This window comes from Actinomadura atramentaria DSM 43919 (assembly GCF_000381885.1).
Taxonomy (GTDB): domain Bacteria; phylum Actinomycetota; class Actinomycetes; order Streptosporangiales; family Streptosporangiaceae; genus Spirillospora; species Spirillospora atramentaria.
In genome coordinates this window covers 25,569-43,087 of the sequence record NZ_KB907224.1, presented here as the reverse complement: position 1 = coordinate 43,087, position 17,519 = coordinate 25,569, and the positions used below count along the sequence as shown (strand labels likewise).

Below are 17,519 nucleotides of genomic sequence, written 5' to 3'. Positions count from 1 at the left end.
ATGGACGCTCTCGCCGAGGCCGTCGTCGCCGGGGAGCCCGCCGACGTCCTGGAGCGCATCCCGGTTCCGGACGCCTACACCGCCGCGCACACGCGCGTGCAGGACGCGGGGATGTTCCGCGGCGTCGAGGACAAGGACGTCCGCAAGTCCCTGCGCGTCGGCGAGGTGCCGATGCCCGAGCTGGCGCCCGACGAGGCGCTGGTCGCCGTCATGGCGTCGGCCATGAACTACAACACCGTCTGGTCGGCGATCTTCGAGCCGCTGCCGACGTTCGCGTTCCTGAAGTCCTTCGGGCGGCAGGGCGGCTGGGCGACCCGCCACGACCAGCCGCACCACGTGCTCGGGTCGGACGCGTCGGGCGTCATCGTGCGCCTGGGGTCGGGCGTGCGGAACTGGAAGGTCGGGGACCGGGTCGTCGTGGCGACCAACTACGTCGACGACCAGGACCCCGCCACCCACGCCGACGGGATGCTCGGCGGCGACCAGCGCGCCTGGGGCTTCGAGACCAACTTCGGCGGCCTGGCCCACTACGCGGTCGTGCGCGCCAGCCAGCTCCTGGCCAAGCCCGAGCACCTGACCTGGGAGGAGGCCGCCTGCAACCCGCTGTGCGCGGCGACCGCCTACCGGATGCTCGTCAGCGACCGCGGCGCGAACATGAAGCAGGGCGACCTGGTGCTGATCTGGGGCGCGGCGGGCGGCCTCGGCGGCTACGCCGTGCAGTTCGCGCGCAACGGCGGCGCGACGCCGATCGGGATCGTCAGCTCCGACCGCAAGGCCGAGATCGCCCGCGACCTGGGCTGCGAGCTGGTCATCGACCGCCGCGAGCTGGGCCGGATCGGATCGGACCCGGACGTGGTCCAGTCGGCGGGCAAGAAACTCGGAAAGATCATCCGCCGGGAGTGCGGCGAGGACCCCAACATCGTGTTCGAGCACGTCGGCCAGGCCACCTTCGGGATCTCGGTGTTCGTCGCCGCGCGCGGCGGGACGGTCGTGACGTGCGGGTCGAGCACCGGCTACGACCACCGGTTCGACAACCGCTACCTGTGGATGCGGCTGAAGCGGATCATCGGCAGCCACGGCGCGAACCTCCAGGAGCAGTGGGAGACCAACCGGCTCGTGCGGCGCGGGAAGGTCGCCTCGATGCTGTCGGCGGTGTACCCGCTGGCCGAGGCGCCCGAGGCCGCGCGCGGCGTGCAGCTCAACGAGCACATCGGCAAGGTCGGCGTCCTGTGCCTCGCGCCGCGCGCCGGGCTGGGCGTCGCCGACGCCGCGCTGCGCGAGCGCGTCGGGGCGCGCGGGACCGCTCCGCTCATGGTGGGAGGGCCGCTCGGTGCGGGCCGCTGACCGCCCGGCGGCCGCTTTGATCCCCTGCTTTGCAAGCACTATGGTTTGCAAAGTGAGCGACGCGCGGCCGGACGGCGACAACGAGGAACTGGCGGGGCACCCGGTGCGCAGGGACCTGCTGCGCCTGCTCCGCCGCGACGGCGTCGTCACGGCCACCACGGCCGCCCGCGAGCTGGGCGGCAGCAGCGGCCTGTACTCCTTCCACCTCCGCAGGCTCGCCCAGGGCGGGCTCATCGAGGAGGCCCCGGCCGGGCGCGGCCGGGTGCGGCCCTGGCGGCTGGCGACCCCGCCGTCCCCGGACGCGGGCGGACCGGACGCCGGGGCGGCCCCGCCGCCCGAGCCCGGCCCGGTCAGCGACGCATGCCTGGACCTGTTCGCGCGCGGCCTGGAGGACGAGAGCTTCCGGCGCTGGCTCGAACACCGCGACGCCGCGCCCGCCCGCTGGCGGCAGGACGAGGCGTTCAGCCAGGTCGCGTACCTGACCCCGGAGGAGATGGCCGGGATGGCGCGGGTGATCCGGGCGCTGGTCGCCCAGTACCGGCACCGCGAGTCCCGGCCCGACGCCCGTCCGGCCGACGCCGCTCCCGTCGCCGTGGTCTCCCGGCTGTTCCCGCTGCTGGAGCCCGGCACCGAACCGGCCCCACCCCCCTGACCGGGCCCGCCGGACAGGGTGGTCCGATCCCCCCGAGGAGCACGCAGTGCCCGACAACAGCCCCCCACGCCACGGAGCAGGCGCGATCGTCGCCGTGTTCGGCGCGGCCTTCCTGGCGATGGTCGACCTGTCGATCAGCGCCGTGGCGATGCCCGCCATCCGCGACGACCTGCACGCGTCCCTGTCCGGGCTGCAGTGGATCTTCGACTGCTACACGCTGGCCTTCGCCGGGCTGCTCATGGTCGGCGGCACCATCAGCGACCGGCTCGGCCACCGCACCGGGCTGATCGCCAGCACCGCCCTGTTCACCCTCGGCTCGGTGGTGTGCGTCGCCGCCGACGGGGTGTGGCTCCTCATCGTCGGCCGGTCCGTCCAGGGCGCGGCGGCCGCGATGCTCGTCCCGGCCAGCATGGCGATGATCAGCCGGCTCGCGCCCGAACCCGAGCGCAAGGCCAAGCTCCTCGGGGCGTGGGGCGGGCTCAGCGGCGTCGCCATCGCGCTCGGGCCGCTGCTCGGCGGCTGGTTCGTCCACCTGTCCGGGTGGCGGCTGATCTTCGGGTTCAACATCGCCGCGGGCGTGCTGCTGCTCGTGCTCATCCTGGCGGCCGCGCCGAAGGTCGTGCCCGGCGAGGGCGGCTCCCTCGACGTCCCCGGCCTCGTCCTCGGCGTGCTGTGGCCCACCGCGCTCGCCTACAGCCTCATCGAGGGCCACGCGCAGGGTTGGTCCGCGCCCGGCGTGCTGGCCGGGTTCGTCGTCGGCGCGCTCGCCCTCGCGGTGTTCGTCGTCGTGGAGGTCCGCGCCGAGCACCCGATGATGCCGGTGCGGTCGTTCACCTCCCGGGTCTTCGCGGCCAGCAACCTCGTCGCCGCCGTCCTCGGCTTCGCGCTGTCGGCGGCGTACTACTTCCTGTCCCTCTACATCCAGCAGGTCCTCGGCCACGACGCGCTCGACGCCGGGTTCGGGTTCCTGCCCGGCGCGCTCGGCCTGATGTTCTGCGCGCCGCTGGCCGGCAAGCTCGTCAAGCAGGTCGGCGCGCGGTCCCTGATCACCGGCGGCCTGCTGCTCGGCGCGGTCGGGCTGTTCGGGCTGTCGACGCTCGGCGCGGACTCCGGCTACTGGGCGTCCTGGTGGGCGGTCGCGCTCGTCGGCGTCGGCCTCGGCCTGGCGCTGCCCGCCAACACCACCCAGGCGCTGACGTCGCTGCCGCCCGAGCGCGCGGGCGCGGCGTCCGGCACGGTCGAGACCTCCATGCAGCTGGGGACCGTGCTCGGCATCGCGGTGCTCGGCACCGTGCAGGCCACCGGGTTCACCGGCGACCTGCGCGACCGGCTCCGCGGCGAGTCCGTCACCGGGCACGCGCTCGACCGGGCCGTCGACGACGCCACCGCCAGCCGCCCGCTGCGCGTGCCCGGCGTCGCGGCCGACCGGCTGCACGACCTCGTCGCCGGCGCGTTCGCGCACGGCCTGCACCTGGCGTTCTTCACCGCGTTCGCCGTCAGCGCGGCGACCGGCGTCATCGCGTTCGCGCTCCTGCCGCGGCGGTCCGCCGCGGACGGGCCGGACGCCGAGGCCCCCGAGCCGCCCAAGGTCGCGGTCGACGCGGGCGCGGACACGGGCGCCGACACGGGCGCCGACACGCCGAACCGCGACGGCTGACCCGCCGGGGCGGCGACCCCCACACCACGATCGGAAGGCGACAGCATGGCATGGACGGCGGTTCACCGGCTCCTGGCGGCCCGCGCGGCGGCGAGTCCCGACTCGCCCGCCGTGCGGCACGGCGCCCGGACGCTCACCTACGGCGAACTCGACGCGCGCTCCGACCGGGCCGCCGCCCTCCTCGCCGGGCGCGGCGCCGCGCCCGGCGGCGTGGTGGGCGTCCTGCTGCCGCGCGGCGCGGACCTGGTCGTCGCCGAGGCCGCGATCCTGAAGACGGGCGCGGCCTACGCCCCGGCGGACCCCCGCCACCCCGTCGAGCGCACGGCCCAGGCCATGACCCGCGCGGGCGCCGCGCTGGTCGTCACGACCGCGGAGTTAGCGGACGGCCTGGCCGCGCGCGGACTGCGGCCCGTCCTACTCGACGAGGTGCCCGCCGATCCGGTCGCCGCCCCGCCCGACCGGACCCGCGACCGCGACGTCGCGATGATCGTCTTCACCTCCGGCTCCACCGGCGCCCCCAAGGGCGTCCTGCTCGAACACGGCTCCCTGGCCCGCTTCGCGCGCTGGGACGCCGACGCGTTCGGCCTCGGCCCCGCCGACCGCGTCGCGCTGATCGCCTCGCCCGGCTTCGACGCGTCCGCCTGGGACATCTGGCCGACCCTCGCCGCGGGGGCCTGCCTGCACGCCGCCGACGAGGACACCCTGCTCGACCCGCGCGCGCTGCGGGACTGGCTGGTGGCCGAGCGGATCACCGTCCTGTTCCTCACCACCGCCCTCGCCGAACGGCTGCTCACCCTGCCGTGGCCGGCGGACACCGCGCTGCGGACGCTGCTGACGGGCGGCGAGCGCCTGAAGTTCCGGCCGCCCGCCGGGCTCCCGTTCCAGGTCGTCAACAACTACGGCCCGACCGAGACGACGATCATCGCGACGTCGGGGCCGGTCGCGGCGGCGGGCGACGGGCCGCCGTCGATCGGCGCGCCGCTGTCGATCGCCGCCGTCCACATCCTGGACGAGGACTTGCGACCCGTCCCCGACGGGGAGCCCGGGGAGATCTACATCGGCGGGACGGGCGTCGCGCGCGGCTACCTCGCCGACCCCGCGCAGACCGTCGACCGGTTCCCGCCCGACCCGTTCTCCGGCCGCCCCGGCGCGCGCATGTACCGCAGCGGCGACCTCGGGCGGCGGCGCCCGGACGGCGAGATCGAGTTCCTGGGCCGCGTGGACGACCAGGTCAAGATCCGCGGGAACCGGGTGGAGCCCGGCGAGATCGCCGTCGTCCTCACGGCGCACCCGGCCGTGACCGTCGCGCACGTCGCGCCCTACACCCGTCCCGGCGACGACGAGACCCACCTGGTCGCCTACGTCGTGGGAGGCCCGGACGACGTCGGCGAACTCCGCGCGTACCTGGCGGAGCGGCTGCCGCGCGCGCTCATCCCCGCCTACTTCGTCGCGCTGGACGCGCTGCCGCTCAACGCCAACGGCAAGGTGGACCGCGCCCGGCTCCCCGAGCCCGACGCGCGCCGCCCCGCCGCGTCGGCCGCGCACACCCCGCCCCGCACCGGCCTCGAACGGCGGCTCTGCGCGCTGTGGGCCGAGCTGCTGCACCTGGAGCGCGTCGGCATCGACGACTCGTTCTTCGACCTCGGCGGCCACTCGCTGCTGCTGGTCGAGGTCCACCGGACGCTCACCGAGGACCTGGGGCACGACCTGCCGCTCGTCGCGCTGTTCGAGGCGCCGACGATCCGGAGCCTGTCCGACCGGCTCGAACCCCGCGACGCCCCCGCGCCCGCGCCCGTCCCGGCGTCGCGGCCGCGCGGCGACTCGCGGGCGCTGGCCGTCGTGGGCATGGCCGGGCGGTTCCCGGGCGCGCCGAGCGTCGCGGAGTTCTGGGCGAACCTGTGCGGCGGCGTGGACTCGATCCGCGTCCTCGCCGAGGGCGACGGGCACCTGGACGTCCACGGCGTCCTGGACGACGCCGACCGCTTCGACGCCGCCTTCTTCGGCTGCCCGCCCAGCGAGGCCCTGATCATGGACCCGCAGCACCGGGTCTTCCTCGAATGCGCCTACCACGCCCTGGAAGACGCGGGCCACGACCCCGCCCGCTTCCCCGGCACCATCGGCCTGTTCGCCGGGGGAGCGACCACCGAGCACCTGGCCCGGCTCCGCGCCCACCGCGACCGCCTCCCCTTCGTGGACGCCTGGCAGATGCGGCTCGGCACCGGCCCCGACTTCCTGGCCGCCCGCGCCGCCGACCGGCTCGGCCTGCGCGGGCCCGTCGTGTCGGTGCAGACGGCCTGCTCGACCTCCCTGGTCGCCGTCCACCTCGCCGCGCGCGCCGTCCTGGACGGCGAGTGCGACATGGCCCTGGCGGGCGGCGCGACCGTCCACGTCCCGCCGCCGCGCGGCGGCTACACGCCGGGCGGCATCATCTCCGCGGACGGGCGGCTGCGCGCCTTCGACGCCGACGCGCGCGGCGCCGTGGGCGGCAGCGCCGCCGCGCTGGTCGCGCTGCGCCCGCTGGAGGACGCGCTGGCGGACGGCGACCACGTCCACGCCGTCCTGCTGGCGACCGCGATCGGCAACGACGGCGGCGGCAAGGTCGGGTTCACCGCGCCGGGCGTGGACGGCCAGGTCCGGGTGATCCGCGCCGCGCTGGACCGCGCGGGCGTCGACCCCGGCACCGTCACGTTCGTGGAGGCGCACGGGACCGGCACCCCGCTCGGGGACCTCATCGAGGTGCGGGCGCTGACGAAGGCGCTCGGGCCCGTCGCCGCCGACGCGGGCGGCCGCGCCCTCGGCTCGGTCAAGACCAACATCGGGCACACCGACGCGGCCGCCGGGGTCAGCGCGTTCATCAAGGCGGCGCTGGCCGTCGAGCACGGCCTGCTGCCGCCGACGCTGCACTTCGACCGGCCCAACCCCGAACTCGACCTGGACACCGGCCGGTTCCGCGTCACCACCGACCTCACCAAGTGGGAGACCGGCGGGACGCCGCGCCGCGCGGGCGTCAACGCCCTCGGCATCGGCGGGACCAACGCGCACGCGATCCTGGAGCAGCCGCCCGTCCAGCCGCCCGCCGACACCGGGCGCGGCAGCCAGCTCCTGGTGGTGAGCGCCCGCAGTCCCGAGGCGCTGGCGGAGCTGTCGTCGTCGCTGGCGGCGGCGGTGTCGGCGCGGCCCTCGGGGTCGCTCGCCGACATCGCCTGGACGCTCCAGGACGGGCGGCCCGCGCACCCCTACCGGGCGTTCGCGGTCGCGGGCGACGCGGCGGCCGCGGCCCGCGCGCTCACCGCGCCGCGCCCGGCCCCGTCCGGCCGGACGGGCGAGTGGCCGGTGGTGTTCATGTTCCCCGGGCAGGGCGGCCAGCACGTCGGCATGGCCCGCGAGCTGTACGAGCAGGAGCCGGAGTTCCGCCGCCGGTTCGACCGCTGCGCCGACCTGGCCCTGCCGGGCCTCGGGCTCGACCTGCGGGAGATCCTGTTCCCGCCGCCGGAGCGCGCCGCCGACGCGGAACGGACGCTGGAGCGGATCTCGGTCGGCCAGCCCGCCGTGTTCGCCGTCGAGTACGCACTCGCCCGGCTGTGGACGGCGTGGGGCATCACGCCCGCCGCCGTCACCGGGCACAGCCTCGGCGCGTACGCCGCCGCGTGCGTCGCGGGGATCATCGACCTGGACGACGCGGTGCCGCTGGTCGTGGAGCGGGGGCGGCTGCTGGAGTCGCTGCCCACCGGGACGATGCTCGCGGTGCAGCTCTCGGAGGACGAGGTCGCGCCGCTGCTGCCGCCCGCCCTGTCCGTCGCCGCCGTCAACGGCCCCGGCCGGACGACCGTCACCGGCGCCGCCGCCGACGTCGCGCGCTTCCACGAGGAGCTGACGGCCCGGGGCGTCGACTCCAAGCCGCTGCGCATCGCCACCGCCGGGCACTCGCCGCTGGTCGACCGGATCAGGGACGAGTTCGAGGCCGCCGTCCGCGCCGTCCCGCTGCGCGAACCCGCCGTCCGGTTCCTGTCCGACCGGACGGGGGACTGGGCCGCGCCCGCCGAGCTGACCGACCCCGCGTACTGGTCGGGCCACATGCGCGACCCCGTGCGGTTCTCCGCCGCGCTGTCCCGGCTGTTCGCCGAGCCCGACGCCGTCCTGCTGGAGGTCGGCCCCGGCCGCACCCTGGCCACGCTCGCCCGGCAGCATCCCGAGCGGCCCGCGTCGCGCGTCATCGCGCAGAGCCTCCCGCACCCGGCCGACGACGCGTCCGCGCTCGACACCGCGCTCACGGCCCTCGGACGGCTGTGGGCCGAGGGGATTCCCGTCGACTGGGCGCGCGTCCACGAGGGCGAGCGGCGCCGCCGGGTCAAGCTGCCGCTCTACCCGTTCCAGCGCAGGCGCTTCTCGCTGGAGACGTCCGACGCCGACGAGCCCGCCCCGCCGCCCGCGCCCGCGTCCGCGCCGGAGCCGCGGAGCACCGACGCCGCCCGCATGGCCGAGGGCTTCGCCGTCATCCTCGGCCTCGACACCGTCGACCGCCACGACGACTTCTTCGAACTCGGCGGGGACTCGCTGATCGCGACCCGGCTCGCCGCCTGGATCCGCGCCGACCGCGGCGTCGAGGTCACCGCCCGCGAGATCTACGGCGCGCCGACCCCCGCCCGCCTCGCCGACCTCGTCACCGGCCGCGCCCAGGAGGAGACCCGATGACCGTGTACGACGTGGTGACCAACGACGAGGCCGAGTACGGCCTGTGGCCGGCCGGGCGCGCCGCCGCGCCCGGCTGGACGCCGACCGGGTTCCAGGGGTCGCGGCGGGACTGCCTCGACCACGTCGCCCGCGTGTGGACCGACATGCGGCCCCGCAGCGTCCGCCGGGGCCGCTCGCCCGGCGCGTCGCGCTGGCTCGTGCGCCGCCGACGGCGCGGCGACGCGGCGCTGCGGCTGTACTGCTTCCCGCACAGCGGCGGCTCGCCCGGCGAGTTCGTCCGCTGGTCGGACGCGCTCACCGACGTCGAGGTCCTCGGCCTGCAACTCCCCGGCCGGGGCGCGCGCCTGGAGGAACCGCCGTTCACCGACATGGCCGCCCTCGTCGCCGCCGTCGTGGAGGACGTCGAGTTCACCGGCCCGTACGTCCTGTTCGGGCACAGCCTCGGCGGCTGGGTGGCGTTCGAGACGATCCGCGCGCTCCAGGCGAGCGGCCGCCCGCTCCCCGAACGGCTCGTCGTGTCCGCGACGCCGCCGCCGCACTTCCGCGTCGAACGCGACCCGCTGCACCGGATGGGCGACGACGACCTGCTGGACGCCGTCGAGCAGCGCTACGGCGGCCTGCCCCCGACGCTGCGCGAGGACCCCGACCTGCTCGCGCTCGTCCTGCCCGCCTACCGCGCCGACTTCCAGATCTTCGAGGAGTACGAGCACGCGCCCGGCGACCCGATCGACGTGCCGATCACCGTCGTCGGCGGAGCGGACGACGCGATGCCCGCCGACCTGCTGCGCGCCTGGGACCGGCACACCGCGCGCGGCGCCGACCTGCACATGCTGCCCGGCGGCCACTTCTACCTGCGCGACGAACCCGGCCGGACGCGGCTGCTCGACCTCGTGCGCGCCCTCGCGCCCGGAACCAAGGAGGCGGACCGGTGAGACGCGTCCGAGTCGTCATCGCCAAACCCGGCCTGGACGGCCACGACCGCGGCGCGAAGGTCGTCGCCCGCGCGCTGCGCGACGCCGGGCTGGAGGTGATCTACACCGGCCTGCACCAGACGCCCGAGCAGATCGTGGAGACCGCGATCCAGGAGGGCGCGGACGCGATCGGGCTGTCCCTGCTGTCGGGCGCGCACATGACGCTCGTCCCGCGCGTCCTGGACCTGCTCGCCGCCGCCGACGCGGCGGACGTCGCCGTCTTCTGCGGCGGCATCATCCCGCCCGACGACATCGACGCCCTCACCGGGCTCGGCATCGTCCGGATCTTCACGCCCAGCAGCTCCGTCGAGGAGATCATCGCCTGGGCCCGGGCGGAGCTGCGGCCCCTCGAGGTGGCCGAGTGAGCCTGCTGGACCGGGCGCGGGCGGGGGACCGGCGCGCGGTCTCCCGCCTGCTCACCCTGCTGGACGCGGCCGGGCCCGGCGGGCACCCCGCCGTCGCCGAGGCGCTGCGCCGCCGGGACCGGGCGCTGGTGGTGGGGCTGACGGGGCCGCCCGGCGTCGGCAAGTCCACGCTCACCTCGGCGCTGATCGCGGAGTTCCGGCGCCGGGACCGGCGCGTCGCGGTGCTGTGCGTGGACCCGTCCTCGCCGCTGACCGGCGGCGCGCTGCTCGGCGACCGCATCCGGATGCAGCGGCACGTCGGGGACGGCGGCGTCTTCGTCCGGTCGATGGCCAGCCGCGGGCACCTCGGCGGGCTGTCGGCCGGGACGCCCGCGGCGGTGCGGGTCATGGAGGCGGCCGGGTTCGACGTCGTGCTGGTGGAGACCGTCGGCGTCGGGCAGTCGGAGGTCGAGATCGCCGCGCTCGCCGACACCACGGCCGTCGTGCTCGCGCCCGGGACCGGCGACGCCGTGCAGATCGCCAAGGCGGGCGTGCTGGAGATCGGGGACGTCTACGTCGTCAACAAGGCCGACCGGCCGGGCGCGGCGCGGATCGTCCGGGACCTCAACGCCATGACGGCGCTGAACACCGCGTCCGCGCGGCCGCCCGTCATCACCACCGTCGCGACCGAGGACGAGGGGACGGCGGCCCTCGTCGACGAGCTGGTCGCGCGCGGCATCCGGCGCGACGGCCCGACCGCCGTCGCCGACGTCGAGTACGTCGAGGACGAGGCCGCGCTGCTCGCCCTGTACGGCGACGCCGCCGCCCCGGCCGCGCACAACGGGCACTCCGGTCTCGACGCCCGCGCCCGCGACTGGCTCGCCGCCGCGGCGCTCTGCCTGCTGGCCACCGCCGACGCGGCCGGGCGGTGCGCGGTGTCGCCGCGCGGCGCGGCCCGCGTCCTGGACGACCGCACCCTCGTCCTGCCGGACGGGCCGGGCGGCCGCCTGGACGCGCACCGCGACGTCCTGGCCAATCCGCGGGTCGGGCTGCTGTTCCTGGTCCCCGGCCGCCGGGACGCGCTGCGGGTGGGCGGCCGGGCCCGCATCGTCGCCCGCGCGCCCTACCTCGCCGGACTCGGGGCGGACGGGGAGCCCGCGCCGAGCGCGATCCAGGTGGCGGTCGACGAGGTCGTCTTGTACGAGCGCTGGCTGCCCGACGCGTTCTGAGCCGACCCACCGCCCGCGTGCCCGGTCAGGCGTCCGCGATGCGCTCCAGCCATCGTTGGAGGAGAGCGGTCTCGACCGGTTCGAGGGCGTCGGCGGCGCCGAGCTGGAGTTGCGCCCGCAGACGTAGCGCGGCGGTCCGCAGGGGGTCGGCGCCGCGCTCGGCCGGCGTGGCGGTGAGCACGTGTGAGAACACGGCGTCGCGCATGCGGTGGGACGTCGCGGGATCGTCGAACAGGGCAGGCCGGGCGATGTGGTCCAGGGCGGTCCCGATGTTGGCCGACAGGATCAGCCGAGCGGCGGTCGGCGGCTCGGTCTTCAACGCGCCCACGGCCGCGCACCGGGTGAGCGCCGCCGTCAGCAGGTCCATCACGCGCTCGCGCGCCGTCGAACGCGACCACGGCCGCGGCGTGAACATCAACTGGTAGAGGGCCGGGTTCGCCCGGGCGAACGCCAGATGGCCGTCCCAGCCGGCGTGCAGGTCGGCGACCGGGTCGCAGGTCCGCTCCTGGGCGGCCTTGAGCGCGGTGTACCGCTCGTACCCGTGGTCGGCGACGGCGTCGAGCAGTCCGCGCTTGTCGCCGAACAGCCGGTAGAGCACGGGCTGGCTCACCCCGACCGCCTCGCAGACCGCGCGGGTGGCGACCTCGTGGTCGGCGGACGACGCCAGTTGCCGTTCCGCGGCCTCGATCATCGCCGCGCGAAGCGGATCGGTCTCCGTCATGAGATCGATGATATCGCCGATTGCTAGCGGTGATACGAACCCGTGCTACAGTCTTTTTGTAGCGTCGATACGGGATACGCGTATCGACGTTACGAACAAGAGGAGGCAGCTATGAGTGACCAGCGTGTGGCCGTCGTCAGCGGCGGCTCCCGCGGAATAGGGAGGGCCGTCGCGGTGGCGCTGGCGGCACGCGGCTGCGCGGTCGCGGTGGGGTACCAGGGAGCGGCCCCGGCCGCGGCGCGGGTGGTCGAGGAGATCACCGCGTCCGGCGGCCGGGCGATCCCGGTGCGGGCCGACGTGGCCGACGAGGACGATGTCGCGGCGATGTTCACCGCGGCGGAGGACGCCTTCGGCGGGGTCGACGTGGTCGTCAACTCGGCCGGGCGGCTGTCGCTGTCCCCGATCGCCGACCTGGACCTGGCCGAACTGGACGCCCTGCACCGCACCAACGTCCGCGGCGCGTTCGTGATGTCCCGGGAGGCCGCCCGCCGGGTCCGCGCCGGGGGCGCGCTGGTGAACCTGTCCACCTCGGTGGTCGGCCTCCAGTTCCCCGGCTACGGGGCGTACGCCGCGAGCAAGGGCGCGGTCGAGGCGATGACGCTCGTGCTCGCCCGCGAGCTGCGCGGGCGAGACGTCACGGTCAACGCCGTCGCGCCCGGCCCGACCGCCACCGAGATGTTCCTGGACGGCAAGGACGAGGCGACGATCCGGCGGCTCGCCGCGCAACCGCCGCTGGAGCGGCTCGGCACCCCCGAGGACGTCGCCGAGGTCGTCTCCTTCCTGGCGAGCCCGGCCGGGCACTGGGTCAACGGCCAGGTCGTCCGCGTCAACGGCGGGATCATCTGACGGCCGCGTCCCGGCAGGCCGCCGCAGCACCGCCCGCCCGTTCCCGACCATCCCCACGAAAGGTGACCAGCATGCCGTTCGCCAACCTCAAGGTCCCCGCCGACACCCTGACCCCCGAATCCAGGAAGAAGCTCATCGACGCCGTCACCGACGCCTTCGCCGGCGTCTACGGGGAACGCGCCAGGGCCACGACCCTGGTCCTCCTCGACGAGGTCCCCGACGGCGGCTGGGGCCTGGGCGGCAACGTCCTCACCGCCGAGATGCTCGGCCGCAGCTGACCCGCCCCGGGGCCGGGCGGCCGCCCGGCCCCGGCAGGCGCACGGGCCCGCCGACCACGTGCGCCCGGACGGATTCCGGCTCGACCGCCCGCTGCGACCCCTCGTCGTCCTCCTCGCGCCACGGCCACCGGCGGAAGTCCGGCCGGGGCCGGGCGGTGGACGGCTAGGACGTGCAGCGCCCGCGCGTACGACCGTCCGGCCGCGACCGGCGCTAGGTTCCTTCCGCGCGGCGCAGCGCGTCCTCGGCGACGGCCGCGCGTTCGCGCTGCCTGGCCTGCTCGGCGCGGGACTCGGTGAGTTCCGCGCGCAGCCGGTCGGCGTCGGCGCGCGCGGCGGCCAGTTCGGCGGCGTGCCCGGCGCGGGCGGCCCTCAGTTCCGCGCCGAGTTCCGCGCGGACGGCGGCGAGTTCCGCGCGGGCCTCGTGCTCGGCGCGGAGCGCGTCCTGCCGTCCGGTCTCAGCGGTCTCCACCCGCTGCGCCGCGTCGCGGCGGGTCGCTTCGGCGTCGCGTTCGGCGGCTTCGCGGGCTTCTTCGGCTCGGTGGCGGGCCGTGTCGGCGGCGTGCGCGGCCTCGGTGAGGCGTTCGAGCGCCGCCCGGTCCTCGGCGCGGCCGCGCAGCGCCTCGCCCAGCTCCCCCTGGAGCGTTTCCAGCCGGGCGGCGCGGGCGTCGGCCTCCGCGCGGACGCGCGCCAGTTCCTCCTCGGCGGCGCGCAGCCGGGCGGCCGTCTCGGCGTGCGCGGCGCGCAGGTCCTCGCGGGAAGCCAGGACGAGGTCCAGTTCCGTCCGGGCCGTCTCCAGCGCGCCCTGCGCGGTCGCGGCGCGGGCGTGCTCGGCGGCCGCCCGGGACTCGGCCTCGGCGCGGGCCCGCTCGGCCTCGGCGACGGCGCCGCGCGCGGACTGCTCGGCGTCGCGCGCGCGGGCGGCGGCGGTCGCGGCGCGGTGCTCGGCGTCCCCGGCGCGCGCCTCGGCGGCGCGGGCCTCGCCGCGCGCCTCGGCCTCGGCGCGTTCGGCGGTCGCGACCCGCGCGAGCGCGCCCGCGCGCAGCTCGTCCGCGAGGCCGAGCAGGGCGGCCAGGTCGTCGCGGGTCTCGCGCAGGCGCGGCGCGAGCCGGTCGGCCAGCGCCTCGAACCGCGCCAGCCCGTCGTCGGCGGTCGCGGCGGCGGCCTGCCGCCTTAGCCGGGACGCGCGGTCGGCGTGCGCCTTGCCGCAGAACTTGGGCGGTTTGCCGCCCTTGCGGCGTCCGGCCTCGTCCAGCGGGAGCGGCGGGGCGGGGTTGTCGCAGGGCTCCCACTCGTTCAGCCCGCACCGCCACCCGGCCGCCGCGCCGACGTCGATCCCGTCCTCCAGCACCCCATCGCTCATGCCGGATACCGTCTCACAATCACGTTCGCGTGTCGAGAAACAGTATCGCGCAATCGCGAACGCGATACCCAGACTCAAAGCTGGGTAGGGAGAAGGATACTTCTCCCTACCCAACGAGCCCAGGAGGCCGGGCGCTCCTGAGGGAGCGCAGACGGCGAGCACATGCTGCTGGGCGCGCGGGTCCTCGACCACGGCGGCTTACCTGCGCAGCGCCCTCGGCCGCGACGACGGCGCTTGGCTCGCGGCGCGCGCGGAGCTGGACGGCGATTCGCAGCCCTTGGGGAAGATCCAGAGCAAGTGCGCTCCCCGCTGAGGACGGCGCCGGGGCGCGAGGCCCGTCAGCCCACGGCTAGGGGGTGGGTCGTGTCGCCCGGGAGCGCGTGGCCGCCCAGCTCGCGAGGAGTTTGAGTCGGTCTTCGGACGCGGTGCCGGGCTCGGCGGTGTAGACGACCAGGTCGTGTACGGCTCGGCCCGGCAGGGGCAGGTCGAGGGACTGGAAGGTCAGTTCCAGGTGACCGGCGTCGGGGTGCCGGAGCCGTTTGACGCCGTCGTGGCGCATCAGGACGTCGTGCGCGGCCCATCGGTCGCGGAACTCGGGGCTGCGGGCGGACAGCTCGCCGACGAGTTCGCGCAGCGCGCGGTCGCGGGGCTCGCGCCCGGCCTCGGCGCGCAGCAGGGCGGCGGTGGCGGCGCAGGCGGCGTCCCAGTCGACGAAGAAGTCGCGTGCGCCGACGTCGAGGAAGATGTAGCGGGCGAGGTTGGGGCGACCGCGCTCGTCGGCGGTGGCGCTGTCGAACATCGGCGCGAACACGGCCCGCGCCAGGGGGTTGCCGGCGACGATGTCCGTGCGGCCGTCGCGCACGAACGCCGAGGACATCGTCATGGAGTCGAGCAGCCACCGGACCCGGGGCGGAACCTCGACGTCCCCGCGGCGCGACGGCGTGCGGCGCGCGCGCCGCGACGACCGGGCCAGGTCGAACAGGTAGGCGCGTTCGTCGTCGTCCAGTCGCAGGGCGCGGGCGACCGCGTCGAGGACGTCCTCGGACACGCCGCCGATGTGGCCCTTCTCCAGCCGCGTGTACCACTCCGTGCTCACCCCGGCGAGGACGGCGACCTCCTCGCGCCGCAGCCCGGGGACCCGGCGCCGGGAGCGTACGGCATGGGCCGCTCGGAGACGGTCCTCGCCCGGGCGCTGGCGGGCTTGGACCGCGGCGAGTACCGGCTGTCGACGAAATTCACCCCGCAGATCGCGGGAGACGGCGACGATCCCGTCGCGGACATGCTGGCGCAGAGCCTCGACCGGCTGAACACCGACTACGTGGATCTGTTCTGGATTCATAACCCCGCCGACGTGGCGCGGTGGACGCCGTCTCTGATCCCGCTGCTGCGGAAAGGCAGGATCAGGCACGTCGGCGTCTCGAACCACAACATGGAGCAGATCGTTCTCGCCGATCGGATTCTCGGCGAGGCGGGCTTCCGCGTGGAGGCGGTCCAGAACCATTTCAGCCTCCTGTACCGGAACTCCGAGCGCGCAGGCATCCTTGAGTACTGCCGTGAGCACGACGTGCGGTTCTTCTCCTACATGGTCCTCGAGCAAGGAGCGCTGACCGGCAGGTACGGCCCGGCGAATCCGCTGCCGGAAGGAAGCGACCGGGCGGCCGTCTACAACGGCATCCTGCCCCGACTGCAGGCGCTGACGGACCGGATGCGGGCGATCGGCGAGAACCGAGGCGCGTCCGCCGCCGGCGTCGCCACCGCCTGGGCCATCGCCAAGGGGACCACCCCGATCATCGGGGTCACGAAGGCGGATCACGTCGACGGATTGGTCCGAGCCCGCGGCATCGACCTCACCGACGAGGAAATCGCGGAACTGGAGGCGCTGGCGGACGCCGCGAACGTCGACACGCGCGGATGGTGGGAGCAGGAGATGTGACCCGCTTCGAGCGGCGGTCCGGCGGGCGGCCGGGAGCGGAGGTCCGCCTAGGGTGGGCGGTATGGCACTGCGACCCGTACAGGTGAACATCAAGGCCGGGGACGACTCGGCCCTCGGCCGGTTCTGGGCGGACGCCCTAGGCTGGGACATGGACAGCGAGGGCCCGGGCGTGACCAACCTCGTGCCGGCGGGCTTCTCCTGGCCGGGCCCCGCCGCCGTCTGCGTCGACCTGGTGCGCGTCCCCGACCCCGAGACCGTGGACTACCGCGTCCACCTCGAACTGGCCAGCGCCTCCGACGCCCACCACGCCGAGCTCGTCGCGCGGTTCACGCGACTCGGCGCGACGCCCGTGGACAACGGCGACGTCCCGTGGACGGACCTGGCCGACCCGGAGGGCAACGTCTTCTCCGTCCTGGAGCCCCGCGAGGTCTACCGCGACACCGGCCCGATCGCCGCCGTCGTGGTCGACTGCGCGGACCCGCGCGCGATGGCCCGCTTCTGGGACGCGGCGATCGACTGGACCACGCACGAGACGACCGACGACCGGGCGGTGCTGCGCTCGGCCGCGGGCGTCGGCCCCTACCTGGAGTTCCGCCGCGTCCCCGAGGGCGGGGCCGTGTCCACCCGCGTCCACCTCGACGTCATGCCCTACGCCGGGGACGACCAGGCGGCGGAGGTCGCCCGCCTGGAGGCCCTCGGCGCGACCAGCGTGGACATCGGCCAGGGCGACGTGTCGTGGAAGGTCCTCACCGACCCCGAGGGCAACGAGTTCTGCGTCCTGCGAGCGGGCTGATCACGCCCGGTCGAGTTTGGCGGCCACGGCGTCGAGGACCCAGTCCAGGCCGGTCGCGAACGTCTCCTCGGCGTCCACCTCGGCGCCGTCGTGGACGAACTTGGCGAGCATCGGGAACCGGCCCGTGGCCAGCATCCTCGTGACGTACGGGCCGGACTCGCGCTGCCACTCGCGGTCGGACAGACCGGTCTCGCGCTCGGCCCGCAGGTGCGCGATCTCCCGCCGGATCGCGCCGGTCGTGTAGGCGCTGACGGTCTCGGCGGCGCGCAGGAGGGTGTCGAGGTCGGCGAGGCCGTCGAGCGCGGCCAGCGTCGACTCGGTCAGCGCGAGCGCGTTCGGCCCCAGCACGGCGCGGCCGCCGAGCAGGTCGGCCAGCCACGGGTGCCGCAGCGCGGCGCGCCGCGTGCGGTGCGCGCGGCCGCCCAGCGCCGCCCGCCAGCCGCGCGGCGGCTCCGCCGGCAGGATCTCGGCGTGGACCTCGTCCACCATGAGGTCGAGCAGGTCGTCCTTGGCGGCGATGTGGGCGTACAGCCGCATCGGCCCGGCGCCCAGCCGCGCGGCGACCTTGCGCAGCGAGACGGCCGCGAGCCCGCCCTCGTCGGCCAGTTCGACGGCGGCGGCGACGATCCGCGCCCGGTCGAGCGGGGCGGGGCGCGCCTGCGGCTCCGGCCGGTCCCACACAGTCATGGTCACACCGTA

General features: G+C 75.8%; 15 protein-coding genes. 11 read left to right on the top strand and 4 right to left on the bottom strand.

The features are described from left to right. Genes ccrA through meaB form a run of 7 tightly spaced genes read left to right on the top strand, consistent with a single transcriptional unit; the run spans position 1 to position 10,889 of the window. Positions 1-1,344: a crotonyl-CoA carboxylase/reductase gene (ccrA, locus tag G339_RS0128900; RefSeq protein WP_019634553.1), complete on the top strand. Its 1,344-nt coding sequence runs from the start codon at positions 1-3 to the stop codon at positions 1,342-1,344. 52 nt (positions 1,345-1,396) lie between these two features. Then, complete coding sequence (locus G339_RS0128895) at positions 1,397-1,996, top strand: helix-turn-helix domain-containing protein (protein WP_019634552.1); 600 nt, start codon at positions 1,397-1,399, stop codon at positions 1,994-1,996. A 46-nt stretch (positions 1,997-2,042) separates the two neighbouring features. Beyond that, a complete protein-coding gene (locus tag G339_RS35690; RefSeq protein WP_157408076.1) occupies positions 2,043-3,653 on the top strand; it encodes an MFS transporter in 1,611 nt (536 codons plus the stop codon). A gap of 45 nt (positions 3,654-3,698) precedes the next feature. Beyond that, positions 3,699-8,345: a type I polyketide synthase gene (locus G339_RS37205; protein WP_019634550.1), complete on the top strand. Its 4,647-nt coding sequence runs from the start codon at positions 3,699-3,701 to the stop codon at positions 8,343-8,345. Then, positions 8,342-9,277: an alpha/beta fold hydrolase gene (locus G339_RS0128880; protein WP_019634549.1), complete on the top strand. Its 936-nt coding sequence runs from the start codon at positions 8,342-8,344 to the stop codon at positions 9,275-9,277. The genes G339_RS37205 and G339_RS0128880 overlap by 4 nt, the downstream gene beginning before the upstream one ends. Next, entirely contained in the window at positions 9,274-9,681 is a 408-nt protein-coding gene (locus tag G339_RS0128875; protein WP_019634548.1) for a cobalamin B12-binding domain-containing protein, read from the top strand. The genes G339_RS0128880 and G339_RS0128875 overlap by 4 nt, the downstream gene beginning before the upstream one ends. After that, a complete protein-coding gene (gene meaB / locus G339_RS40700; RefSeq protein WP_019634547.1) occupies positions 9,678-10,889 on the top strand; it encodes a methylmalonyl Co-A mutase-associated GTPase MeaB in 1,212 nt (403 codons plus the stop codon). Before G339_RS0128875 ends, meaB begins: the two co-directional genes overlap by 4 nt. Positions 10,890-10,914: 25 nt before the next feature. On the opposite strand, the gene G339_RS0128865 is transcribed toward meaB, so the two are convergent. Beyond that, positions 10,915-11,610, bottom strand: coding sequence for a TetR/AcrR family transcriptional regulator (locus G339_RS0128865; protein ID WP_019634546.1), 696 nt, complete (start codon positions 11,608-11,610; stop codon positions 10,915-10,917). 111 nt (positions 11,611-11,721) lie between these two features. On the opposite strand from G339_RS0128865, the gene G339_RS0128860 reads away from it, so the two are divergent. Together G339_RS0128860 and G339_RS0128855 are read left to right on the top strand one after the other, a co-directional pair. After that, complete coding sequence (locus tag G339_RS0128860; protein WP_026341871.1) at positions 11,722-12,456, top strand: SDR family oxidoreductase; 735 nt, start codon at positions 11,722-11,724, stop codon at positions 12,454-12,456. Between the two features lie 71 nt (positions 12,457-12,527). Then, positions 12,528-12,734: a tautomerase family protein gene (locus G339_RS0128855; RefSeq protein WP_019634544.1), complete on the top strand. Its 207-nt coding sequence runs from the start codon at positions 12,528-12,530 to the stop codon at positions 12,732-12,734. A gap of 211 nt (positions 12,735-12,945) precedes the next feature. On the opposite strand, the gene G339_RS35675 is transcribed toward G339_RS0128855, so the two are convergent. Continuing rightward, on the bottom strand, positions 12,946-14,094 hold the full coding sequence (locus G339_RS35675; protein ID WP_157408075.1) for a hypothetical protein: 1,149 nt from the start codon (positions 14,092-14,094) through the stop codon (positions 12,946-12,948). Between the two features lie 349 nt (positions 14,095-14,443). Continuing rightward, complete coding sequence (locus tag G339_RS0128840) at positions 14,444-15,340, bottom strand: helix-turn-helix transcriptional regulator (protein ID WP_026341870.1); 897 nt, start codon at positions 15,338-15,340, stop codon at positions 14,444-14,446. On the opposite strand from G339_RS0128840, the gene G339_RS0128835 reads away from it, so the two are divergent. Together G339_RS0128835 and G339_RS0128830 are read left to right on the top strand one after the other, a co-directional pair. Next, positions 15,296-16,027 (top strand): aldo/keto reductase, encoded by a 732-nt coding sequence (locus tag G339_RS0128835; protein ID WP_240489930.1) that lies wholly within the window; start codon positions 15,296-15,298, stop codon positions 16,025-16,027. The two genes, G339_RS0128840 and G339_RS0128835, sit on opposite strands and share 45 nt — an antisense overlap. Before the next feature lie 61 nt (positions 16,028-16,088). Continuing rightward, entirely contained in the window at positions 16,089-16,820 is a 732-nt protein-coding gene (locus G339_RS0128830) for a VOC family protein (protein ID WP_026341869.1), read from the top strand. Here G339_RS0128830 and G339_RS0128825 read toward each other — a convergent pair whose 3' ends face one another. Continuing rightward, positions 16,821-17,507 (bottom strand): TetR/AcrR family transcriptional regulator, encoded by a 687-nt coding sequence (locus G339_RS0128825; RefSeq protein WP_026341868.1) that lies wholly within the window; start codon positions 17,505-17,507, stop codon positions 16,821-16,823. Positions 17,508-17,519 lie beyond the last annotated feature (12 nt).